Origin of the sequence: Roseateles sp. (assembly GCF_039595295.1) — a bacterium.
Taxonomy (GTDB): Bacteria; Pseudomonadota; Gammaproteobacteria; order Burkholderiales; family Burkholderiaceae_C; genus Roseateles.
Genome location: NZ_JBCNLU010000002.1, coordinates 98,200 through 119,918 on the forward strand (window position 1 = coordinate 98,200; position 21,719 = coordinate 119,918).

Genomic DNA, 21,719 nt, shown 5'->3' on the forward strand with positions numbered 1-21,719 from the left:
GGACGATGCCACAGAACGCGCCGCCCGCCGGGGTCAGGCCTCGCCCGCGCGAAAGCCCATCGGGCGCTGCTGCCGGACCTCGGGCTTCACGCGATGCTCGGCCTCCAGCAGCGTCAGGAATTCCTGCGGCGACAGGGCCTCGCCGAGGATCTCCGCCTGCTGCCGCACCGCCGCGAAGTCGCCCGGCGTCAGCGCGTCCAGCAAGGCCAGCCGGTCCGCCGTCGCCGCATCGGGCGCCACCCCGACTTCGCGCTCGAACATGAGCAGGCGCTGGTCCGGCCGCAGCGGCTTGAAGCGGATCTTGAAACCGAAGCGCCGCAGCGCCGCCTCGTCCAGATCGTCGAAGGCATTCGTGGTGCAGATGAACAGGCCGGCGAAGCGCTCCATGCCGGCCAGCATCTCGTTGACCTCGCTGACCTCGTAATGGCGCTCGGCCATGCGGCGGCTGCGCAGGAAGCTGTCGGCCTCGTCCAGCAGCAGCACCGCGCCCTCGGCGGCGGCCGCCTCGAACATGCGGGCCATGTTCTGCTCCGTCTCGCCGACGTACTTGGACATCAGGTCGCTGGCCAGCTTGATCATCAGCGGCCGTTCCAGCTCGGCGGCAATGTGCTCGGCCAGCGCCGTCTTGCCGCTGCCCGGCGGGCCGTGGAAGCACAACGTGCCCAAGCCGCGGCGGCGCAGCGCCTCGATCAGGCGCGGCAGCGGGAAGCGCGACTCGCAATGGATCAGGTCCAGCGCGTAGCGCGTCACGGACGGCCGCGTCGGCACCGGCTCGTCGCCCTGGCCCAGCGCCTTGTCGGCATGGGCCAGCTGGCGGCACACCAGGCGTTCGTTCGCGTCGGCGTCGCCGGCGAAGCCGGCCTCGGCGGCGAGCCGCGCGAAGCGCACCGCCGTGCGCACCTGCGCCGGAGTCAGACCGGGACGCTCGGCGAGCCGTTCGGCGAAGCCCTCCGGCACGACGAGCTCCGCCAGCGCCCTGCGCACCAGGCCCAGCCGCGCGCCGGGCGGCGGCGAGCGCAGCTCCAGGTGATACTGGAAGCGGCGCCGGAAGGCGGGGTCGATGTGCTCGATGCGGTTGGTGATCCAGAGCACGGGGACCGGGTTGCTCTCCAGGATCTGGTTGACCCAGGCCTTGCCGTTGACCGCCATCGAGGCGGGCATCTCGAGCGCCGCGTCCAGCCGCGCCATCAAGTGCGTGGCGTCGCCGCTCAGATGGGGGAAGACGTCTTCGACCTCGTCGAACAGCAGGGCGACGTCGCGGCTGGCCTTCAGGAAGACCTGGCTGATCTGCAGCGAGCGATAGCGGTCGCGGCCGCTGAGCGCGTTGCCGTCGCGATCGGCGTACTCGACCTCGTAGAGCGCCAGGCCCGCTTCGCGCGCCACGACCTTGGCCAGTTCGGTCTTGCCGGTGCCCGGCGGGCCGTAAATCAGCACGTTGACGCCGGGCTGCGCTTGCGCGACCGCGTTGCGCAGCAGCGCGGCGAGCAAACTGAAATCCTCGGCGACGAACTCGAAATCGGCGCGCTGCAGCGGGCTGGGCGTGACTGGCCGGGTGAAGACGGCCATCAGGTCCTGCGGGCCCTGGTACTCGCGCATCAGCACGGGCGGGAGCTGCTCGCTGACCTTCATCAGGTCGGAGAGGTCGGTGATGTTGTGTTCGGCGATCAGGTTCTCGACCATGCCGACCCGCTCCAGCCGCGAGCCGGCGCGCAGCGCCTCCGCCACCTCGTGCGGATCGACGCCGGCGACCTCGGCGATCACCGCGAAGGCCTCCTGCGCGGTGTTCACCTTGAACTCGACCAGCGCGCCGCGCAGTTCGCGCTGATAGCGGGCCAGCGTGCCGTAGAGCAGCAGCGCGCGCTCGGCGGCGTTCAGCTGCAGCAGGCGGCCGAGGATGTCGATGTTCTGCTCGATCAGCGTCGATTGCCGGCGCAGCTGGCGATCAAGCGCCTCGCAGGTGCAGCAGAGCAGGGCGAGCAGGTCCTTGGGCGCGTCCTTGATGTACTCGTCCAGATAGAAGAAGACGGTGGCCTCGGCGAAGGGGCCGCGCCAGACGCCGTGGCGGGCGAGGAAAGCGGCGTCGCTGAGCTGCTCATGGCCGGCCCAGAGCGCATGCCCCTGGCAACGACGGCCCAGATACAGCCGTACCCGCGCCAGCACGGCGGGTGGCCAGACGAGATGGCGGGCGGTGAGCGCGAGCAGACCGCTGAGGTCGCGGCGCGGGTTGAAGCGGTTGGCGTGGCGAACCGTCAGCGTCAGCACGAAGTGCGAGCACATGCGGTCCAGCACCGGGCTGTCGGCGAGTCCGGGGGACGACAGCGGGGGCTGTGCGCGCTTGCCCATGGTGCGGGCAATCTTGGCGCACGAGACGATTCAGGACAAGCCCCGGCCCCGGGTGACGCGGCCCGGGTACCGTGAGCCTCAATGCGGGGAGGTCAATGCATCACGACGGGCTGGTGGCCGAGGTTGGCGTACTGGGAGATGAAGGCGTCCAGGTCCTCGACGTCGGGGCCTTGCTCGATCAGCGCCTCGACCCCTTCCTGGAAGGTCTGCGCGAGGGCGCCTTCGATGAAGATCTCCTTGCGCGAGACCTTGTCGACGATCTCGAACCCGTCGCGCTGCAGCGATGGCGGGGTCACCTCGCTGCGGGCCGCGTGAGCGGTGTCCCCGGCGGTCGGAGCGACCGGCACATCGAACTGGACGACGATGTAGCTCGGCGAGTCGTAGAGCATGTACATAAAGACTCCTTTGCGTCAGGAGTTATGGCCTGCCGCGACGGAATCAAGTCCCGTCGCTCCCAACCAGACCATGACCCCATGGTGGCAGAACTTGCGGTGAACGGTCCGCATGACCCCGCGCCCAAGTGGCGCCAAACGCACGGACGGTGCCAAGTCGATCACACGCCGCCCCGCGTTCGAGGGGACGTCGCCGAGCTACTCCAGCAAGCGGAGGGCCCACTGCTCCTCGTCGTCGAGGCTGAAACGCAGATCCACGGGGAGAAAACCCCGCGTACCGTCCAGCCAGACGGCCCATTGCAGGGCGGGGCGACCCGCGCCGCGTTGCGCCTCCCGGCGCAGCAGCCAGCGGTCGCCGTCGCGGGCGGCGACTTCGAAATCCCAGAAATGGACCCCCTGCGCACTCGCAACGGGCACGCGCAGCACCAGACCGAGTCGCCGGTCGGGCTCGGTGGCCATCATCGCGGCCAGTTGCAGCCACCAGGACAGACGGTCCTGCGTGCCCGCGGGCAGGGGATAGGCGCGGGCGCCGGCCAGCAGCGTTGCCGCGGAGGCGCCACGGCTGCGATCGAACACTAGCAACTCGCGGTCCCGGCCGGAACGGATGACGCGGTGGCGCTCGGGCTCCATTCCCCAGGGGCCGGTGCGGCCCTCGCTACGCCAGACCGGCATGTCGCGGGAACCGGCGCGGCGCTCCAGCGTCAAGGTGTAGCGGTTCGCGTCGATCTCGTAGCTCAAGGTGGCCTGGCCAGGCTGGCCGTTGATCGTGAACGCGTAGGCCAATCCTCCCTCGCCGTGTAGCGGGAGCGCCAACAACGCCGGCGTCGGACGCCACTCGACCGAGCACCCGGCCGCCTGAGCCGGTGCCCCCGCTCGCTCATACGCTCCGCCCGCGCCGCATAGCGACGCGTTCTCCGCAAATCGCTCGGAGGGCACCGGCTCAGGCGGCCTCCCCGACGAGCCCTCTTCTTTGACTTCGACCAGCTTCTCCACTCCCGCCGCATCCGCCTTGGCTTGCGCCTTCGCCTGCGCCGTCGCCTTGGGTGCTACGGGTTCCGTTGCTCGCTTCGGCGGTGTGCTCGGGTCGGACGGCGGCACAGGCTCGACGGGATCGACGGGATCGGGGGAGGGCTCCGGGAGGTCGGCGGTGAGGCGGGCGGCGATCGGCGAGGGCGCGACGACATGCGGGGGTGTCTCGCGCGCGAGCCCGGTCAGCAGCCAGGCATGCAGCGCGAGCGCGGCGGCGAGGGCCAGGGCGAAGGCCTTGCGCCGCATCGCGCGCTGGGCGCCGCGGCCGATCCGAACCTGAGGTGACAATGCCGCTGACGACTGCACGACGATGACTGCTCGACAACAATGAAACTCGCAACCTACCGCGACGGCTCCCGCGACGGCCAGCTGGTGGTCGTGTCGCGCGACCTGAGCCAGGCATGCTATGCCAACGGCATCGCGACGCGCCTGCAACAGGTGCTCGACGACTGGAATTTCATGGCGCCTCAGCTCGAGGCGCTGTCGCAATCGCTCAACCAGGGCCGCGCCCGCCACGCGTTCGCGTTCGACCCCAAGCAATGCCTGGCGCCGCTGCCGCGGCCGTCCGCCTGGATCGCCGGCGACGCCTATCCCGATCACGGCCGCGCGCTGCGCGAGCGCGGCATCGCCTGGCCCGAGCGGCTGAGCGCGCCGCTGCTGCGCGCCGGCGGCGCCGAGGCGATGCTGGGTCCGGCGGACACCCCCGCGCTGCGCGGCATGCCGGGACTGGAGCCCGAAGCTCAACTCGCCGTGCTGACCGCCGACGTGCCGCAGGGCGCGGTGCCGTCGCAGGCGCTGGAGGCCGTTCGGCTGCTGATGCTGGTGAACGACTGGGTGCTGCGTCCGGTGCAGCAGGAGGAGCTCGCCGGCGGCCTGCCCGCGATGCACAGCCGGCCGGCGCTGCAGTTCGCCCCGGTGGCCGTGACGCCCGATGAGCTGACCGGCGCCTGGTACCTGGGCCGCGCCGCCTTGCAGCTGCAGCTGATGCGCAATGGCCGCAAGCAGGCGGTGCTGGACGCGAAGGCCGGCATGCAGTGGTCCTTCGGCGATCTGCTGGCCGAGGCGGCCCGCAACCGGCCGCTGCGCGCCGGCACGCTGGTCGGCGCGGGCATGCCCGGCGGCGGCAAGCCGGTGACGCTGGAAGCCGGCGACAGCCTGCGCATCGAGTTCAAGCTCGGCGACGGGCCCGGCCCCTTCGGCGCCATCGACATGGACCTCGCCGAGCCCGATCATGACGCCGGCGCGGACGACGACGAGCCGCCGCTGGACGATGAAGCCGAAACGGTTGAGAAAGGAGACTCCGATGCGGACCCCGATGCTGAAGTCGCTGCCGCGACGTGACCTGATGGCGCTGCTGGGCGCGGGCCTGGCCTCGCCCTGGGCGATGGCGCTGGGGCTGAGCGAATCCGACGCCGCCTCGGGTGTGCGTGCCGCGCTGGAGCGCGGCGCCCAGGCGGCGCTGACCAATCTGGGCCGCACCGACGGCTTCCTCGGCAATCCGCAGGTGCGCATCGAGCTGCCGGGCGCGCTCAAGGACGCGGCCCGGCTGCTGCGCACCACCGGCCAGGGCAAGCGCATCGACGACCTGATCACCTCGATGAACCGCGCCGCCGAGCAGGCCATGCCCGAGGCGCGCCAGCTGCTGGTGAGCACCGTGCGCAACATCAGCGTCGAGGACGCGCTGAGGATCGTGCGCGGCGGCGATGACGCGGTGACCCGTTTCTTCGAGGACAAGACCCGCAGCCCGCTGAGCACGAAGTTCCTGCCCATCGTGACCAAGGCCACCGAGCGCCAGTCGCTGAGCGAGAAGTACAACGCGGTGGCCGGCAAGGCCGCCGGCTTCGGTCTGGTCCGCAAGGAGGACGCGAATCTGCAGTCCTACGTCACCGACAAGGCGCTGGACGGGCTGTACTTCATGATCGGCCAGGAGGAGAAGAAGATCCGCCAGGACCCGATCGGCACCGGCAGCGCCATCCTCAAGAAGGTCTTCGGCGGATGAGCGCGCGGGACGCCGTGTCGATCGCCGCCGTCGCGCCCGCGGACGACGCGCCCTGGCGGGACCTCGCCCACGACCTGGCGACGCTGGATGCGCTGCGCGACGTGTACGCGGCCCCCACCGCGCCGGCCACGCTGGACAAGGAGTGCGACCACGTGCACCCGCTGTACCGGCCCTTCATCGAAGCCTCGCCCTTCGCGATCCTGGCCACTCGCGGCCAGAACGGGCTGGACACCTCGCCCCGCGGCGACGGGCCCGGCTTCGTCGAGATCGCCGATCCCAACACCCTGCTGCTGCCCGACCGCCGCGGCAATCACCGCATCGACAGCCTGCGCAACGTGCTCCACGACCCGGCGGTCGCACTGCTGTTCCTGATCCCCGGCATCGGCGAGTGCCTGCGCGTCAACGGCCAGGCGCGCATCAGCGCGGCGCCCGCGCTGCTGGAGCGCTTTGTCGTCGAGGGCCAACTGCCCAAGTCGGTGCTGGTGATCGAGGTCCGCAAGGTCTTCTTCCAGTGCGCGCGGGCGGTCAAGCGCTCGGAGCTCTGGAATCCGGATCGCCGCATCGAGCGCTCGGCCCTGCCGTCGACCGGGTCCATCCTCGCGGCGCTGAGCCCGCGCGTGGACGGTGCCGCCTATGACGCGGAGCTCGAGGAACGCCAGCGCCGCACGATGTATTGACGCGTTTTCTACAATCAGGCCCATGAACGCCCCGACCGCTTCCCGTCCCGCCATCCGCTACACCCGCGGCGCCGCGCTGCCCGACATCCTGGCCAGCCGCATCGCCGTCCTGGACGGCGCGATGGGGACGATGATCCAGCGCTACAAGCTGACCGAGGAAGACTTCCGCGGCGCGCGCTTCGCGGATCACCCGAAGGACCTCAAGGGCAACAACGACCTGCTGGTGCTGACCAAGCCCGAGGTCATCGCCGAGATCCACCGCCAGTACCTGGACGCCGGCGCCGACATCATCGAGACCAACACCTTCGGCACGACCTCCGTGGCGCAGGAGGATTACGGCCTCGAGGAACTCGCCTACGAGATGAACATCGCCGCCGCGCGCCTGGCGCGCGAGGCCTGCGACGCCTTCAGCACGCCGGACAAGCCGCGCTTCGCGGCCGGCGCGCTCGGCCCGACGCCGCGCACCGCGTCCATCAGCCCGGACGTCAACGACCCCGGCGCCCGCAACGTCGATTTCGACACGTTGCGCGCCGCCTACTACGAGCAGGCCAAAGGCTTGCTTGAGGGCGGCGTGGACCTGTTCCTGGTCGAGACCATCTTCGACACGCTCAACGCCAAGGCGGCGATCTTCGCGCTGGACGAACTGATGGAGGACACCGGCGAGCGGCTTCCGGTGATCATCTCCGGCACCGTGACCGACGCCTCCGGCCGCATCCTGTCGGGCCAGACGGTGACGGCTTTCTGGCACTCGGTGCGGCATGCGCGGCCGCTGGCCATCGGGTTGAACTGCGCGCTGGGCGCGGCGCTGATGCGGCCCTACATCGAAGAGCTGTGCAAGGCCGCCGAGGACACGGCGATCTCCTGCTATCCCAACGCCGGTCTGCCCAATCCGATGAGCGAGACCGGCTTCGACGAGACGCCGGACGTGACCGGACGCCTGGTGGGCGAGTTCGCCTCGGCGGGCTTCCTGAACATCGCCGGCGGCTGCTGCGGCACGACGCCGGATCACATCCGCGCCATCGCGCAGAAGGTCTCGGCCTACCAGCCGCGCCGCTGGGGCAGCAAGCTCTTCAGCGAGCTGGTCGAAGGCGCCGAGGCCTGAGGCTTCTCGACAAGCGCTTCAATACAGCTTCAGCATCGCGTCCATGTGGATGCGCAGCCGCATCTCATGCGGCGCAAGGCTGGCCATGATGGCCTGAGCCGCCAATCGCGTGTCGCGCAGCACCGGCGCGGTCAGCGGCGTGCCGCTGCGGCCGACCAGCGAGGCCACCAGGGGCTCGCTCGCGCTGTGGCCGCGCTTGAGCACCATGCCCTCTTCGCCGCTGGTCAGCCGCACCAGCGACCCCGGCGGATAGAGTCCGATCGCCTTGATCAGCGCGGCGCCGGCCTCGTCGGGCTGCTGCAGTTCATCCAGATAGACCGCGCGCGCCGCCTGCGCCGCTGACAACGCACGGCGATTGCGGCGCGGGCTGATGCGCGCGCCGTAGAGGTCGACGCGGCGCAGCAGCCGCGCCATCGCCTCGCCGTCCGAGCGCCCGGCCAGCGGGCCAGGCCCGGCGTCGTGGTGCAGCCGCACCGCGGCCAGCCAGGCCTCGTCGTCCACGCCCGCCGCCAGCAGCTGCGCGGCAGCGCGGTCGCCGTGACCGGCGAGCCGATCGCGCTGCTCGGCCGTGAGCGGCTCGGCGCGCAGGGCGTGCTCGTCCTGCTGCCGCATCATCCCGAGATTCATCGTCAGCGCCGCCAGCCCCAGCGCGCGTCGCCGGCCTTCGTCCCAGCCGAGCTGGCGCGTGGTCAGCTCGCACAGGGCCAGCGACAGCAGCGCATGGCGGGCGCTGTAGTCCAGCGCCTCCTGCCCGGCGTCGTGGATGAGCAGCGCCAGCGAGGCGTCGGGCTGCTGGCTCAGGCGCATCAGCACGGTGTCCAGCAGTTGCGTGAGCCGGACCAGGAAGTCGGGCCGCGTCGGATCGCGCAGCACCTGCTGCGCATGCCATTGCAGATCGGCCCAGATCGCGCCGTGGGCCGGCGCGGTGCGCGGCGCCAGCCGGACCGTGTCGGTGGGCTTGAAGTCGGGCTTGGCCTTGGCCAGCTCCGACATCGACGCGCCCTGCAGCATCATCGTGTCGAGTTTGTGGGCGAGGGCGCGCTGGTACTCGCGCGTCTCGTGGGCGTAGACGTAGGGGCCGCGGGCGATCAGGTCGCGGACCTGCGGCGTGTCGGGCAGCGGATGGCCCGAGGCGAACAGCAGATGGCCCGCCGCGTCGCGCAGCGAGAAGCTCAGCACCTGTCCCACGCGCAGGCTGAGAGGGGGAAGTTGGACGAGTTCCACGTCGTTCTGTCGTTGTCGGAGTGTCGAACGGCGCGGGCGAGCATAAGCGCGGGCCCGGCGCCGGGCGGGCTGCCGGCACGAAGAAAGTGGGTCGGACCAGTAGAATGCACGCCGTTTCCGTCAGCCGCAATGCCGTGTTCGCGGCCAGCCCAGGTGTCCGCCCCGATGTCCGAAAAATCGCCCACCGCCGCCGTTCCGCCGATGAAACTCTCGGGCCTGGAGCCCGTCGCCATCGGCGCGGGAACGCTCTTCGTCAACGTCGGCGAGCGGACGAATGTCACCGGGTCCAAGGCCTTCGCGCGGATGATCCTGAACGGGGACTTCGAGCAGGCGCTCAGCGTCGCCCGCCAGCAGGTCGAGAACGGCGCCCAGGTCATCGACGTCAACATGGACGAGGCCATGCTCGACAGCAAGGCCGCCATGGTGCGCTTCCTCAACCTGATCGCCTCCGAGCCCGAGATCGCGCGGGTGCCCATCATGATCGACTCGTCCAAGTGGGACGTGATCGAGGCCGGCCTGAAGTGCATCCAGGGCAAGGGCATCGTCAATTCGATCTCGATGAAGGAAGGGGTGGACGAGTTCCGCCGCCAGGCCCGGCTGATCCGCCGCTACGGCGCGGCCACCGTGGTGATGGCCTTCGACGAGCGCGGCCAGGCCGACACCTATCAGCGCAAGATCGAGATCTGCGAGCGCGCCTACCGCATCCTGGTCGATGAGGTCGGCTTCCCGCCCGAGGACATCATCTTCGACCCCAACATCTTCGCGATCGCCACCGGCATCGAGGAGCACGACAACTACGCGGTGGACTTCATCGAGGCCACGCGCTGGATCAAGCAGCACCTGCCCGGCGCCAAGGTCAGCGGCGGCGTGTCCAACGTGTCCTTCAGCTTCCGCGGCAACGAGCCGGTGCGCGAGGCCATCCACACCGTGTTCCTGTACCACGCCATCCAGGCGGGCATGGACATGGGCATCGTCAACGCCGGCATGGTCGGCGTCTACGACGAGATCCCCGCCGACCTGCGCGAGCGCGTCGAGGACGTGGTCCTGAACCGCCGGCCGGATTCGACCGAGCGGCTGCTCGAGGTCGCCGAGTCGGTCAAGGGCGCGGCCAAGGACGACAGCGCCAAGCTGGCCTGGCGCGCCAACGACGTGACCGCGCGGCTCTCGCATGCGCTGATCCACGGCATCACCGATTTCATCGTCGAGGACACGGAAGAAGCCTGGCAGGCCATCCGCGCCAATGGCGGCCGGCCGCTGCACGTGATCGAGGGTCCGCTGATGGCCGGGATGAACGTGGTCGGCGACCTGTTCGGCGCCGGCAAGATGTTCCTCCCGCAAGTGGTCAAGAGCGCGCGGGTGATGAAGTCCGCCGTCGCCCACCTGGTGCCCTACATCGAGGAAGAGAAGCGCCAGATGGCCGCGGCCGGCGCGGACGTGCGCTCCAAGGGCAAGATCGTCATCGCGACGGTGAAGGGCGACGTGCACGACATCGGCAAGAACATCGTCACGGTGGTCCTGCAGTGCAACAACTTCGAGGTGGTCAACATGGGCGTGATGGTCCCGTGCCAGGACATCCTCGCCAAGGCCAAGGTCGAGGGCGCCGACATCATCGGCCTGTCCGGCCTGATCACGCCGAGTCTGGAAGAGATGCAGTACGTCGCCGCCGAGATGCAGCGCGACGACTACTTCCGCGTCAAGAAGATCCCGCTGCTCATCGGCGGCGCGACGACCAGCCGCGTGCACACGGCGGTGAAGATCTCTCCGCATTACGAGGGTCCGGTGGTCTACGTGCCGGACGCGTCGCGCTCGGTGGGCGTGTGCTCGGACCTGCTGTCGGACGAGCGCGCCACGCGCTTCATCGACGAGCTGAAGTCGGATTACGAGCAGGTCCGCCAGCTCCACGCCAACAAGAAGCAGACGCCGCTGGTGACGCTGGCGCAGGCCCGCGCGAACAAGCATCGCGTCGACTTCACCAGCTACGTCCCGCCCGTGCCGCGCTTCATCGGCAAGCGCCAGTTCCGCAACTACGACCTGGCCGAGCTGGCGCAGTGCATCGACTGGGGCCCGTTCTTCCAGACCTGGGATCTGGCGGGGCCGTTCCCGGCCATCCTCAAGGACGAGGTCGTCGGCACCGAGGCGCAGCGCGTCTTCAGCGACGGCAAGCGCATGCTGCAGCGCCTGATCGAAGGCCGCTGGCTGACGGCGAGCGGCGTGATGGGGATGTTCCCCGCCGCGCAGGTCAATGACGACGACATCGAGATCTACAGCGACGAGTCGCGCAGCCAGGTGCTCATGACCTGGCGCGGACTGCGCATGCAGTCGGAGCGGCCGGTGGTGGACGGCGTTCGCCGCCCCAATCGCGCGCTGGCGGACTACATCGCGGCCAAGGGCACGGTCCCCGATTACATCGGGCTGTTCGCGGTGACCGCGGGCCTGGGTGTCGACAAGAAGGAAAAGCAGTTCATCGACGATCTGGACGATTACTCCGCGATCATGCTGAAGGCCCTGGCCGATCGCCTGGCCGAAGCCTTCGCCGAGCGCCTGCACCAGCGGGTGCGCCAGGAGTTCTGGCACTACGCGCCGGATGAGGCACTCAGCAACGAGCAGCTGATCGCCGAGCAGTACCGCGGCATCCGCCCGGCGCCGGGCTACCCGGCCTGCCCGGACCATCTGGTCAAGCGGGACCTGTTCCGCGTGCTGCAGGCCGAGGACATCGGCATGCAGCTGACCGAGGGCATGGCGATGACGCCGGCGGCGAGCGTCAGCGGCTTCTACTTCTCGCATCCGGAGTCGAGCTACTTCAACGTCGGCCGCATCGGGGACGATCAGCTCGCCGACTGGGCCGCTCGCATGGCGATGGACGAGAGCGAGGCCCGTCGCGCGCTCGCGCCGCAGTTGGGCTGATAGCGATCGGTCCGAGCGGGTTGAGCCGTCCCCGAACTCCGCTCCGACGCCCCCAACCTGGGGGCGTTTTCATTGGCGAATCGATGCCGTCGGGCAACGAAAACCGCGTGTCGCGGCCTTGTCCTACAGGCGGCGTTTCAGCCGTTTACAAAAGGCACAGATTCGGCGTGCCCGGACTTGTAACAGCGTGGCATTCTTCGCCCGTCCCCCGAGCTAGGGGAAAACCATAAGAGGTGAATCATGGCGATGACTACCAATCACAAGATCGCGGCCGGTGCCGTTGGGGCGGCCGTTCTGGTCGTGGCTGCTTTCTTCGCGGGCCGACATCAGTCCGCTCCCTCGGCGCCTGACGCGCCGCTGGCGGCGATGACGCAGCCGCAGGACGAGAAGTCCAACATCGTGGATCGCAACGGCGCGAATGCGGCCGATGAGGCCCGTGCCGCCAAGCGCTCGGCCAACGAGTCCATGGACCGCCGCCAGGTGTCGCAGCGCCCGCGGGACGACAGCGGCGCAGCCGGCAGCGGCTCGGGTTACGGCAACGGCTCGTCCGGCGTCGCGCCGCGCGAGGAATCGCGCCTGTGCGCAAGCTGCGCGACAGTGCTGTCGGTGCGCACCGAAGCCCGTGAGGGCCAGGGCTCCGGCATCGGCGTGGTGGGTGGCGCGGTCGTGGGCGGCCTGCTGGGCAGCGCCATCGGCGGCGGCACCGGCAAGAAGATCGCCACGGTGGGTGGCGCGGTCGCGGGCGGCTACGCCGGCAACGAAATCGAGAAGCGCCAGCGCAGCACCACGGTCTGGGTCGTGAAGATGCGCAACGCCGACCAGAGCAGCCGCACGATGACGTTCAGCCACGACCCAGGCGTGCAGAGCGGCGACGTGGTCCGTGTGAGCGACGGTCAGTTGATCCGCCAGTAAGCGTCGGCGGTCTTCTCCGCCGTTCAATCCTCCCTGCCCGGCAGCGCCCGGCGCCACTGGATCGCCTCGGCGATGTGGATGCCGAGCACCGCCTCGCTCCCAGCCAGGTCGGCGACGGTGCGCGCGACGCGCAGCACGCGATGAAAGCTCCGTCCTGACCAGGCCAGACGCGCGGAGGCGCGATGCAACAGCGCCTCGGCCTCCGGCGCCATGCCGAGGTGCTCATCCAACTGCGCCGCGCTCAACAGCCCGTTCGCGCATCCTTGACGGTTCACCGCGCGCCGCCTTGCGGCGGCGACGCGGGCGGCCACCACCGCGCTGGGCTCTCCATCCGCCGAGGCCGACAGGATGGCGGTCGACAGCATCGGCACCTCCACGGTCAGATCGATCCGATCCAGCAGCGGCCCGGACAGCCGCCCCTGATAACGCGAGATCTCCATCGCCGAGCAGCGGCAGGCCTTGTGCGGATTGCCCAGGTGGCCGCAAGGGCAGGGGTTCATCGCGGCGACGAGTTGAAACCGTGCGGGGAAATCAGCCTGATGCGCGGACCGCGAGATGTGGATGCGGCCCGTCTCCAGCGGCTCCCGCAGCGCCTCCAGCGACATGCGCTGGAACTCGGGGAGCTCGTCCAGGAAAAGTACCCCGTGTTGAGCGAGGGTGATCTCGCCGGGACGGGGCGGCGATCCCCCACCGATCAGCGCGGCCGCCGACGCGGAATGATGCGGCGCCCGGAATGAGCGTCGCGCCCATTGCGACGGCCGGAACTGCCCGTTGGCGCTGAGCAGCGCCGCCGATTCCAGCGCCTCCGCTTCCGACAGCGGCGGCAGCAAGGACGGGAGCCGCTGCGCCAGCATCGACTTGCCGGTGCCGGGCGGGCCGACCAGCAGCAGACTCAATCCGCCCGCGGCGGCGATCTCCAGCGCCCGCTTGGGACCGGACTGGCCCTTGATGTCGCGCAGATCCAGTGCCGCGTCGCTGGCGGGCGGCGGGTCGCGCTGAACGCGGGTGAGCGGCGCATCGGACTTTGCCTGCAGCGCGTTCACCAGGTCCAGCAAATGCGTTGCCTCCTTCACGACCAGCCCTTGCACCAGCGCCGCCTCGTCGGCGCAACCGCGCGGCAGGATCAGTTCGCGATCGAGCTTGGCGGCGCGCAGCGCGAGCGCCATCGCCAAGGCGCCCTTCACCGGGCGCAGCTCGCCGGACAGTCCCAGCTCGCCCGCGCACTCGACGTTGCTCAGCAGGTCCTGATCGATCTGACCGCTCGCCGCCAACAGACCCAGCGCGATCGGCAGGTCGAAGCGCGCGCCCTCTTTCGGTAGATCGGCCGGCGACAGGTTGACCGTGATCCGCTTGTTGGCGGGGAAGTCCAGCCCGCTGCTCTGCAGCGCTGCGCGTACGCGCTCGCGGGACTCCTTCACTTCCAGGTCCGCCAGTCCGACCAGCGTGAAGCTCGGCAGCCCGTTGGCCAGATGGACCTCGATGTCCACCGCGGCGGCGGACAGGCCGTCGAGGGCGCGGCTGTGGATGATGGAGAGGGACATGGGGACGACCAGAACCTGCGAGGGATCGCGTGCTTCAACGCTTGTTCACGCCGTTCAGGACGGTCGTGAATGCCTCGGTAACGGCTTTCAGCAACTCCACGCCCGGCAGGTTGGGCCCCCCGGACAAGGCGGCGCCCCCGGGGCTCGGCGATCTGTCGACGTTCACCCGCATGCTGAAAGTGGCCCTGATCAAGCCGATCGCCAGCACGACGTCGGCGACCAGCAACGCGGTGATGGCGGCCACCAGGGCGCTCGGCCAGCTGCTCACGCGGCTCACGGCCTCCTCCGATCCGGCCGCTGCGTTGATCAACTCCGCCGGGATCACCCCCAGCGATTCCACGGGCATGGCGCGCTGCCCCTCGACGAGGGCGACCGTGACGGTGTGCAGGCTGGCTGACACCAGGATCAGAACGAACGCGGCGAGGCACAGCGACAAGGTGCGGAAGCAAAGTCGGGCACGTGCGTCGGTGGCATCCCGTGCGAGGTCCTCCTGCGTGAGCGGCGAGAGCGACCCCACCGAACTGGTCAGGGCTGGGGTTGGGGAAGGTGACATGGCGGTTCCTCGACTTCAGGACCAGCGGCATCAGCGGCGCTCGGCCAGCAACTGTGCGTAGCGATAGTTGAGCAGGGACATGGGGACGCAGAGCGTCCTCTCGATCTGCGCGGCATTCCTCATCCAGCCGCTCGTCACGCACCAGCGGAGGTCTTCTCGCGGCACCAGCAGGCTGGCGGCGAAACGTGCAGGCGGCTGATCGGGTGTCTCCACGGGCTCGCTGGAGGTGCGCTCACAGAGCTCCCACGGACAGGCAGGGGGGCGAACTTGTCTCAGGACGATCTGTCCGAGGGCATGCGCAACGGCAAATCTCTGCTCATAAACATGAATCGAGAGATCCACGAGGATCCACAGGATCCCCTCCGGATCGACCGTCACCGAGCCAAGTGGTTGAACGGTCAGCTCTCCGACTTTCACGCCCAGGTGCTGCGCGATCAGCTCCGGCTTGATCGGCATCACCCCCCCGCCATACCGCGCCACCAGCCACTCGGCTGCGTCCTCCGGCCGCATGTGCGACAGATCCACCGGCCACTTCACCTGGACCCCATCGACGACGTCGTTTCCTTGCATTCATGGCTCCTGAGCGCCCATCCCGGACGCAAGGCCGCCAGTGTCCCGAGCGGCCGGTTTCACGCCTAGCACCCTGTTGGGGCATTTCTCGGGGGTGCCCACCCCCCGCTCGCGCATGGTTTTGGTGCGCATGGGGGCTTGACGGGGCGTTGACCGCAACGATTCGTCGCGTCATGGGCCGCTTTGGGGCCGATGGGCGGTCGGTGCGCCCTGGCACAAAAGCTGCAAAGCCTGCCGTGATCGCAGTACGCCCCCAACCTCCAGGAGCCCTCGCGCATGAAAACCCACGCCGTCCGTGTCACCGTCCGCGCCGCCGCCATGGCCGCCGCCCTCGCCGCCACCGCCCTGCCGGCGCTGGCGCAGGAGACCAACCCGCTGTCCTTCAACCTCAGCGTGACCTCGGACTACCGCTACCGCGGCATCTCCCAGACGCGCCTGAAGCCGGCGCTGCAGGGCGGCGTTGACTACGCCCATTCCTCGGGCTTCTACGTCGGCGCCTGGGCCTCGACGATCAAGTGGATCAAGGACGGCGGCGGCGACGCCGACGTCGAGATCGACACCTACGCCGGCTACAAGACGGAGGTCGGCGGCGGCGTCACCGTCGACGTCGGCTTCCTGCGCTACAACTACCCCAGCAACAAGCTCCCCACCAGCGCCAACACCAACGAGCTCTACGGCGCCGTCAGCTACGGCCCGGCTACGCTGAAGTACTCGCACAGCATCAGCAACCTGTTCGGCTTCAGCGATTCCAAGAACTCCGGCTACCTGGATCTCAGCGCGACCTTCGATGTCGGCAGCGGCTTCACCGTCACGCCGCACATCGGCCACCAGTGGGTCAAGCGCAACGACGCCTTCAGCTACACCGATTACTCGCTGACGGTGAACAAGGATTGGTACGGCCTGACCTTCGGCGCCGGCTTCGTCGCCACGAGCACCGACGCCTACATCGGCGGCAAGGGCAAGGACCTCGGCAAGAACGGCGTGGTCGTCTCGGTCAAGAAGGTCTTCTGAATCTGAATCCGGCCGGTCGCGCCAGGCGCGGCCGCGCCGCCCGTCCGTCGAGGAGAAATCGCCATGAAACTGATCACCGCCGTCATCAAGCCCTTCAAGCTGGATGAAGTGCGCGAAGCCCTGAGCGCCATCGGCGTGCAGGGCCTCACCGTCACCGAGGTCAAAGGCTTCGGCCGCCAGAAGGGTCACACCGAGCTCTATCGCGGCGCCGAGTACGTCGTCGACTTCCTGCCCAAGGTCAAGATCGAGGCCGCCGTCTCCGACGGCGTCGTCGAGCAGGTGATCGAGGCGATCGAGAACGCCGCCCGCACCGGCAAGATCGGCGACGGCAAGATCTTCGTCTCGCCGCTGGACCAGGTCATCCGCATCCGAACCGGCGAGACCGGCCAGGACGCGCTCTGATCGCCGCGCCCTGAGCGAAACGTCCTGATCCACGCCCACCGTTTTCGAGTCTCCGCGGTCCTCGAGGGAACCGCGCCCGCCGATCCCCAAGATCCAACGAAGAGAGTCCCGACCATGAAGAAACTACTCGCCTGCCTGGCCTTGGCCGCGGCAGCCTTCACCGGCCTGGCCCCCGCGGCCATGGCCCAGGACGCGGCCTCCGCGCCCGTGGCCGCCACCAGCGAGGCCGCGCCCGCCAGCGCCGCGCCCGCCGCCGCCGCCGTCGCGGCTCCGGCCGCCTCCGCCCCCGCGGACGCCGCCTCGGCCGCCGCCGCGCCGGCCCCGGTGCCCAACAAGGGCGACACCACCTGGATGATGGTCTCCACCCTGCTGGTGATCCTGATGACCATCCCCGGCCTGGCGCTGTTCTACGGCGGCCTGGTGCGCAGCAAAAACATGCTGTCGGTGCTGATGCAGGTCATGGTGACCTTCTCGCTGATCGTCGTGCTGTGGGCCATCTACGGCTACAGCCTGGCCTTCACCGAGGGCAACAAGTTCATCGGCGGCTTCGACCGGCTGTTCATGAAGGGCCTGTGGGACAACGTCGCCGGCACCTTCGCCAACGGCGCGACCTTCAGCAAGGGCGTGGTGATCCCGGAGATCGTCTTCGCCGCCTTCCAGGCCACCTTCGCCGGCATCACCTGCGCGCTGATCGTGGGCGCCTTCGCCGAACGCATCAAGTTCAGCGCGGTGCTGCTGTTCATGGTCATCTGGTTCACCTTCAGCTACGCGCCGATGGCCCACATGGTCTGGTTCTGGATGGGCCCGGACGCCTACACCTCGGCCGCCGTGGTCGATGAGATGAACAGCAAGGCCGGTCTGATCTGGCAATGGGGCGCGCTGGACTTCGCCGGCGGCACCGTGGTGCACATCAACGCCGCCGTCGCGGGTCTGGTCGGCGCCTTCATGGTCGGCAAGCGCATCGGCTACGGCAAGGAAGCCTTCACGCCGCACAGCCTGACGCTGACGATGGTCGGTTCCGCGCTGCTGTGGGTGGGCTGGTTCGGCTTCAACGCCGGCTCCGCGCTGGAAGCCAACGGCTTCGCCGCCCTGGCCTTCATCAACACGCTGTTCGCCACCGCCGCCGCCGTGCTGGCCTGGTGCGTGGGCGAGGCGCTGCTCAAGGGCAAGGCCTCGATGCTGGGCGCCGCCTCGGGCGCGGTGGCCGGTCTGGTCGCCATCACCCCGGCCGCCGGCAACGTCGGCATCGGCGGCGGTCTGGTGATCGGTCTGATCGCCGGCTTCGCCTGCCTGTGGGGCGTGTCGGGTCTGAAGAAGCTGCTGGGCGCGGACGACTCGCTGGACGTCTTCGGCGTGCACGGCGTGGGCGGCATCATCGGCGCGCTGCTGACCGGCGTGTTCAACTCGCCCAACCTGGGCGGCCCGTCGGCCGTCGGCGACTGGGTGACGGCCGCCGCGATCGCGCCGGACGCCTACTCGATCGCCTCGCAAGTGCTGACGCAGGCCAAGGCCGTGCTGCTGACCGTCGTGTGGTCGGGCGTGGTCTCGGTGGTCGCCTTCAAGATCGTCGACCTGGTCATCGGTCTGCGCGTCTCCGAAGAGGAAGAGCGCGAGGGCCTGGACATCACGTCGCACGGCGAGACCGCGTATCACAAGTAAAACGAGCGCTCCTGCAATCGCTCAAGCCGCCCCTCGGGGCGGCTTTTTTCATTCGCCGGAGCGCTGCCCATAATCCGCCGCCATGAATCTCCGCTTTGTCGAAGCCTTCCACTGGGCCGCCTCGCTGCGCAGCGTCACGCGGGCGGCGCAGAAGCTGCACCTCACGCAGTCCGCGCTGTCCAGCCGCATCGCGTCGCTGGAGGAGGAACTCGGCGTGGTGCTGCTGGACCGGCGCGACAAGCAGTTCCGGCTGACCGTCGCGGGCCAGCGCTTCCACACGCTGGCGCAGCGGCTGCTGGAGGTGCAGCGCCAGGTGAAGGAGGAGATGGGCGGCGCGGGCGGGGCGGGGCGGCCGGTGACGCTGCGCATCGGCGCGATCGAATCCGTGGTGCACAGCTGGCTGACCGGCTGGCTGCAGGAGATGCGCGCCGGCAATCCGGACTTCGAGCTGGAACTCACCGTCGAGACCTCGCCCGTGCTGGTCGACCAGGTTCGCCGCGGCGCGCAGGATCTGGTCTTCGCGGCGATTCCGGCGGCCGACGCCGGCGGGGTGCGCACGCGGGCCATGGCCTCCATGCCCATGGGCTTCGTCGGCCGCGCGGATCTGCACACCAAGCGCCGCTACGGACTGTCCGATCTGGCCGGCCACGACCTGCTGACCTTCCAGCGCGGCTCGCAGCCGCATCAAGCGCTGCTGCAGATGTTCCAGGAGTCGGGCCTGCCGCTGCCGCGGGTGCATGCGATCTCGTCGATCTCCGCGATGGTGCAGCTGGTGGAGGGCGGCTTCGGCATCGCCACGCTGCCGGTAGCGGTGGCGGAGCAGCTCGCCAAGCGGACGTCGCTGCGCGTGCTGCGCAGCGACACCGACCTGGTGCCGCTGCCCATCCACGCCAGCTATCGCGAGGATCCGAGCTCCCAGCTCACCGAATCGGTGCTGCAGTCCGCGCTGGACTTCGTCACGCGGCGCAAGCCGTCCGGGAAAGCCCGCATGGCCGCGGACGCGCGCGGCGGCTAAGCGGAAGGGCTGCTTTGCTCATCGAAAAAATCGATGAGCGACGCGGGAAAATTTGCGTTGGATCCGGAGCCGGGCGGACTCCCACAATGCGTCGCATCGACCCGCCTCCCCAGCGATCCGCCATGACCTCCTCCCTCGCCAGCCGGACCTCCGCCCGCCCGCAGGACCACCGCCTCGACGCCGCATCGAGCGCGCTGGATGTTCGACTCGCCGCGCGCCGCGGCGGCTTCGTCGGCCACACCAGCGGCCTGGCCGCCGAGTACGTGCAGGCCAATCTCGCGGTCCTGCCGGCGGCCCAGGCCGAGGACTTCCGCCGCTTCTGCGCGCTGAATCCGCAAGCCTGCCCGCTGCTGGGCGTGAGCGAACCCGGCGATCCCACGCTGGCCGCGCTGGGCGTCGATCTGGACATTCGCAGCGACGTGCCGCGCTACCGCGTGTGGCGCCACGGCGAGCTGGTCGAGGAGCCCACCGACGTGAGCGCCTGGTGGCGCGAGGACTTGGTCACCTTCGCGATCGGCTGCTCCTTCTCCTTCGAGCATGCGCTGCTGGCCGAGGGCATCCCGCTGCGCCATGTCGAGCAGGGCCGCAATGTCGCGATGTACCGCACCAGCATCGAGACCCAGGCCGCCGGCGTCTTCCGCGGACCGACGGTGGTGTCGATGCGGCCGCTGAGCGCCGCCGACGCGATCCGCGCCGTGCAGATCACCGCGCGTCTGCCGCGCGTGCACGGCGCGCCGCTGCACCTGGGCGATCCCTCGCGCATCGGCATCCGCGACATCGCGACGCCCGATTACGGCGACGCCGTCGAGATCCGCGACGGCGAGCTGCCTGTGTTCTGGGCCTGCGGCGTGACGCCGCAATCGGCGATCGCCACGGCCCGTCCGCCCTTCTGCATCACCCATGCGCCGGGCTACATGCTGGTCACCGACCTGATGAACCGCGATCTCGTCGAGGCCTGATCCCCGACGCGCGCCGAGCTTTCGCCTCCTTCCCGCAGTCCTCGCAGTACCGTCCCGGCCGTCGCTCCGCAACGACGACGGCCGTCTCCGTCCCTCGCCGGACGTCGATCCGGCACGACCAGAAAGACGCTGACACCATGTGGCTCCGAGACACCACGCCCGCCGAGCGGCGCACCCTCACCGCGACCTTCGCCGGCTACGCCGTCGACGGCTTCGACTACATGATCTACACCTTCCTCATCCCGACGCTGATCGCGGCCTGGGGCATGAGCAAGGGCCAGGCGGGCGCCATCGCCACCGGCGCGCTGCTGACCTCCGCGATCGGCGGCTGGGCGGCGGGCGTGCTGGCCGACCGCTTCGGCCGCGTGCGGGTGCTGCAGTGGACGGTGCTGTGGTTCGCGATCTTCACCTTCCTGAGCGGCTTCACCAGCTCCTTCGAGCAGCTCTTCTTCACCCGCGCGATGCAGGGCTTCGGCATGGGCGGTGAATGGGCGGTGGGCTCGGTGCTGATCGCGGAGACCATCAGCGCCAAGCACCGCGGCAAGGCCGCCGGCCTGGTGCAGAGCAGCTGGGCCATCGGCTGGGCCGCCTCGGCGCTGGCGTTCTGGGGGCTGTACTCGGTGCTGCCGCCCGAGACGGCGTGGAAGGTGCTGTTCTGGATCGGCATCCTGCCCGCGCTGCTCATCCTCTACATCCGCCGCAACCTGGGCGAGCCGCCGGTGTATCTCGCCGAGCAGGCCCGCGCCAAGGCCCGCGGCGAGCGCGCCAACTTCCTGCGCATCTTCTCGCCCGCGCTGCTGCGCAACACGGTGCTGGCCAGCCTGCTGGCCACCGGCATGCAGGGGGCGTACTACTCGGTCACGACCTGGCTGCCGACTTTCCTCAAGACCGAGCGCCAGCTCTCGGTGCTGGGCACCAGCGGCTACCTGCTGGTGCTGATCGCGGGCTCCTTCGCCGGTTACCTGACCAGCGCCTGGCTGTGCGACGCGATCGGCCGTCGGCGCTGCTTCATCCTCTTCGCCGTCATGGGCGCGGTGCTGGTGCTGGCCTACACGCAGATGCCCATCACCGACGGGCTGATGCTGGTGCTGGGCTTCCCGCTGGGCTTCTTCCTGTCGGGCATCTTCTCGGGCATGGGGGCTTTCCTGTCCGAGCTCTTCCCCAGCGACGTGCGCGGCTCCGGCCAGGGCTTTTGCTACAACATCGGACGGGCGCTGGGCGCCGCGTGCCCCGCGCTGATCGGCCACTTCAGCACCACGCAGCCGCTGGGGCAGACCTTGGGCTGGATGGCGGCACTGTGCTACGGGCTGGTGGTCATCGCGGCACTCGCCTTGCCCGAAACTCGGGGCCGGGAGCTGACCCCCGCCGCAGCCTGACCGTCCCCCGCCTCCCTCACGTCCTCACCCACGACCTCATCGCGCTTCACC

General features: G+C 69.6%; 19 protein-coding genes. 12 read left to right on the top strand and 7 right to left on the bottom strand.

What is annotated here, in order from left to right; all coding sequences use genetic code 11:
* Positions 1-33: 33 nt before the first annotated feature.
* From ABDW59_RS02470 to ABDW59_RS02480, 3 genes are all read right to left on the bottom strand, one after another.
* A complete protein-coding gene (locus ABDW59_RS02470; protein ID WP_343627826.1) occupies positions 34-2,343 on the bottom strand; it encodes an ATP-binding protein in 2,310 nt (769 codons plus the stop codon).
* A 92-nt stretch (positions 2,344-2,435) separates the two neighbouring features.
* Positions 2,436-2,738 carry a DUF3567 domain-containing protein gene (locus ABDW59_RS02475; RefSeq protein ID WP_343627827.1) on the bottom strand — a complete coding sequence of 101 codons (303 nt, stop codon included), beginning with the start codon at positions 2,736-2,738 and terminating at the stop codon, positions 2,436-2,438.
* 195 nt (positions 2,739-2,933) lie between these two features.
* On the bottom strand, positions 2,934-4,070 hold the full coding sequence (locus ABDW59_RS02480; RefSeq protein WP_343627828.1) for a hypothetical protein: 1,137 nt from the start codon (positions 4,068-4,070) through the stop codon (positions 2,934-2,936).
* 21 nt (positions 4,071-4,091) lie between these two features.
* Here ABDW59_RS02480 and ABDW59_RS02485 point away from each other — a divergent pair, with 21 nt between their 5' ends.
* From ABDW59_RS02485 to ABDW59_RS02500, 4 genes are read left to right on the top strand one after another with little or no spacing between them, the layout of a single operon-like run.
* Positions 4,092-5,105 carry a fumarylacetoacetate hydrolase family protein gene (locus ABDW59_RS02485; protein WP_343627829.1) on the top strand — a complete coding sequence of 338 codons (1,014 nt, stop codon included), beginning with the start codon at positions 4,092-4,094 and terminating at the stop codon, positions 5,103-5,105.
* A 4-nt stretch (positions 5,106-5,109) separates the two neighbouring features.
* Positions 5,110-5,763: a DUF4197 domain-containing protein gene (locus tag ABDW59_RS02490; protein ID WP_343627999.1), complete on the top strand. Its 654-nt coding sequence runs from the start codon at positions 5,110-5,112 to the stop codon at positions 5,761-5,763.
* On the top strand, positions 5,760-6,440 hold the full coding sequence (locus tag ABDW59_RS02495) for a pyridoxamine 5'-phosphate oxidase family protein (RefSeq protein ID WP_343627830.1): 681 nt from the start codon (positions 5,760-5,762) through the stop codon (positions 6,438-6,440). The genes ABDW59_RS02490 and ABDW59_RS02495 overlap by 4 nt, the downstream gene beginning before the upstream one ends.
* Positions 6,441-6,462: 22 nt before the next feature.
* Positions 6,463-7,542, top strand: coding sequence for a homocysteine S-methyltransferase family protein (locus ABDW59_RS02500; protein ID WP_343627831.1), 1,080 nt, complete (start codon positions 6,463-6,465; stop codon positions 7,540-7,542).
* An 18-nt stretch (positions 7,543-7,560) separates the two neighbouring features.
* On the opposite strand, the gene ABDW59_RS02505 is transcribed toward ABDW59_RS02500, so the two are convergent.
* Complete coding sequence (locus ABDW59_RS02505; protein WP_343627832.1) at positions 7,561-8,766, bottom strand: phosphohydrolase; 1,206 nt, start codon at positions 8,764-8,766, stop codon at positions 7,561-7,563.
* 129 nt (positions 8,767-8,895) lie between these two features.
* On the opposite strand from ABDW59_RS02505, the gene metH reads away from it, so the two are divergent.
* Both metH and ABDW59_RS02515 read left to right on the top strand, forming a co-directional pair.
* Positions 8,896-11,670 (top strand): methionine synthase, encoded by a 2,775-nt coding sequence (metH, locus tag ABDW59_RS02510; protein WP_343627833.1) that lies wholly within the window; start codon positions 8,896-8,898, stop codon positions 11,668-11,670.
* 240 nt (positions 11,671-11,910) lie between these two features.
* A complete protein-coding gene (locus tag ABDW59_RS02515) occupies positions 11,911-12,582 on the top strand; it encodes a glycine zipper 2TM domain-containing protein (protein ID WP_343627834.1) in 672 nt (223 codons plus the stop codon).
* A 23-nt stretch (positions 12,583-12,605) separates the two neighbouring features.
* Here the strand turns inward: ABDW59_RS02515 and ABDW59_RS02520 are convergent, their stop codons facing one another.
* The 3 genes from ABDW59_RS02520 to ABDW59_RS02530 are packed head-to-tail and all read right to left on the bottom strand — an operon-like array spanning position 12,606 to position 15,246.
* Positions 12,606-14,123, bottom strand: a complete 1,518-nt coding sequence (locus tag ABDW59_RS02520) for a YifB family Mg chelatase-like AAA ATPase (RefSeq protein WP_343627835.1) — start codon at positions 14,121-14,123, stop codon at positions 12,606-12,608.
* A gap of 34 nt (positions 14,124-14,157) precedes the next feature.
* Positions 14,158-14,676 (bottom strand): hypothetical protein, encoded by a 519-nt coding sequence (locus ABDW59_RS02525; RefSeq protein ID WP_343627836.1) that lies wholly within the window; start codon positions 14,674-14,676, stop codon positions 14,158-14,160.
* A gap of 30 nt (positions 14,677-14,706) precedes the next feature.
* Complete coding sequence (locus tag ABDW59_RS02530; protein WP_343627837.1) at positions 14,707-15,246, bottom strand: hypothetical protein; 540 nt, start codon at positions 15,244-15,246, stop codon at positions 14,707-14,709.
* 276 nt (positions 15,247-15,522) lie between these two features.
* Between ABDW59_RS02530 and ABDW59_RS02535 the strand changes: the two genes are divergently transcribed.
* The 6 genes from ABDW59_RS02535 (at position 15,523) to ABDW59_RS02560 (ending at position 21,668) form a co-directional block, all read left to right on the top strand.
* Positions 15,523-16,257 (top strand): TorF family putative porin, encoded by a 735-nt coding sequence (locus tag ABDW59_RS02535; RefSeq protein ID WP_343627839.1) that lies wholly within the window; start codon positions 15,523-15,525, stop codon positions 16,255-16,257.
* Positions 16,258-16,320: 63 nt separating this feature from the next.
* The gene (glnK, locus tag ABDW59_RS02540; RefSeq protein ID WP_261758615.1) at positions 16,321-16,659 is read left to right on the top strand and encodes a P-II family nitrogen regulator; all 339 of its coding nucleotides are present in this window, start codon (positions 16,321-16,323) and stop codon (positions 16,657-16,659) included.
* Positions 16,660-16,773: 114 nt separating this feature from the next.
* Positions 16,774-18,318 (top strand): ammonium transporter, encoded by a 1,545-nt coding sequence (gene amt / locus ABDW59_RS02545; RefSeq protein ID WP_343627844.1) that lies wholly within the window; start codon positions 16,774-16,776, stop codon positions 18,316-18,318.
* Between the two features lie 82 nt (positions 18,319-18,400).
* The gene (locus ABDW59_RS02550; RefSeq protein ID WP_343627846.1) at positions 18,401-19,333 is read left to right on the top strand and encodes a LysR family transcriptional regulator; all 933 of its coding nucleotides are present in this window, start codon (positions 18,401-18,403) and stop codon (positions 19,331-19,333) included.
* 122 nt (positions 19,334-19,455) lie between these two features.
* Complete coding sequence (locus ABDW59_RS02555) at positions 19,456-20,292, top strand: putative hydro-lyase (protein WP_343627848.1); 837 nt, start codon at positions 19,456-19,458, stop codon at positions 20,290-20,292.
* 137 nt (positions 20,293-20,429) lie between these two features.
* Positions 20,430-21,668, top strand: coding sequence for an MFS transporter (locus ABDW59_RS02560; RefSeq protein WP_343627850.1), 1,239 nt, complete (start codon positions 20,430-20,432; stop codon positions 21,666-21,668).
* Positions 21,669-21,719: the final 51 nt, after the last annotated feature.

What these genes read in the sequence shown, in the direction of transcription:
- ABDW59_RS02550 (WP_343627846.1), top strand. Translation starts at nt 18,401, where the DNA reads ATGAATCTCCGCTTTGTCGAAGCCTTCCACTGGGCCGCCTCGCTGCGC.
- ABDW59_RS02520 (WP_343627835.1), bottom strand. Translation starts at nt 14,123, where the DNA reads ATGTCCCTCTCCATCATCCACAGCCGCGCCCTCGACGGCCTGTCCGCC.
- ABDW59_RS02525 (WP_343627836.1), bottom strand. Translation starts at nt 14,676, where the DNA reads ATGTCACCTTCCCCAACCCCAGCCCTGACCAGTTCGGTGGGGTCGCTC.
- ABDW59_RS02530 (WP_343627837.1), bottom strand. Translation starts at nt 15,246, where the DNA reads ATGCAAGGAAACGACGTCGTCGATGGGGTCCAGGTGAAGTGGCCGGTG.
- ABDW59_RS02490 (WP_343627999.1), top strand. Translation starts at nt 5,110, where the DNA reads ATGGCGCTGCTGGGCGCGGGCCTGGCCTCGCCCTGGGCGATGGCGCTG.
- ABDW59_RS02470 (WP_343627826.1), bottom strand. Translation starts at nt 2,343, where the DNA reads ATGGGCAAGCGCGCACAGCCCCCGCTGTCGTCCCCCGGACTCGCCGAC.
- ABDW59_RS02555 (WP_343627848.1), top strand. Translation starts at nt 19,456, where the DNA reads ATGACCTCCTCCCTCGCCAGCCGGACCTCCGCCCGCCCGCAGGACCAC.
- ABDW59_RS02495 (WP_343627830.1), top strand. Translation starts at nt 5,760, where the DNA reads ATGAGCGCGCGGGACGCCGTGTCGATCGCCGCCGTCGCGCCCGCGGAC.
- glnK (WP_261758615.1), top strand. Translation starts at nt 16,321, where the DNA reads ATGAAACTGATCACCGCCGTCATCAAGCCCTTCAAGCTGGATGAAGTG.
- ABDW59_RS02560 (WP_343627850.1), top strand. Translation starts at nt 20,430, where the DNA reads ATGTGGCTCCGAGACACCACGCCCGCCGAGCGGCGCACCCTCACCGCG.
- ABDW59_RS02475 (WP_343627827.1), bottom strand. Translation starts at nt 2,738, where the DNA reads ATGTACATGCTCTACGACTCGCCGAGCTACATCGTCGTCCAGTTCGAT.
- ABDW59_RS02515 (WP_343627834.1), top strand. Translation starts at nt 11,911, where the DNA reads ATGGCGATGACTACCAATCACAAGATCGCGGCCGGTGCCGTTGGGGCG.
- amt (WP_343627844.1), top strand. Translation starts at nt 16,774, where the DNA reads ATGAAGAAACTACTCGCCTGCCTGGCCTTGGCCGCGGCAGCCTTCACC.
- ABDW59_RS02485 (WP_343627829.1), top strand. Translation starts at nt 4,092, where the DNA reads ATGAAACTCGCAACCTACCGCGACGGCTCCCGCGACGGCCAGCTGGTG.
- ABDW59_RS02500 (WP_343627831.1), top strand. Translation starts at nt 6,463, where the DNA reads ATGAACGCCCCGACCGCTTCCCGTCCCGCCATCCGCTACACCCGCGGC.
- ABDW59_RS02535 (WP_343627839.1), top strand. Translation starts at nt 15,523, where the DNA reads ATGAAAACCCACGCCGTCCGTGTCACCGTCCGCGCCGCCGCCATGGCC.
- metH (WP_343627833.1), top strand. Translation starts at nt 8,896, where the DNA reads ATGCCGTGTTCGCGGCCAGCCCAGGTGTCCGCCCCGATGTCCGAAAAA.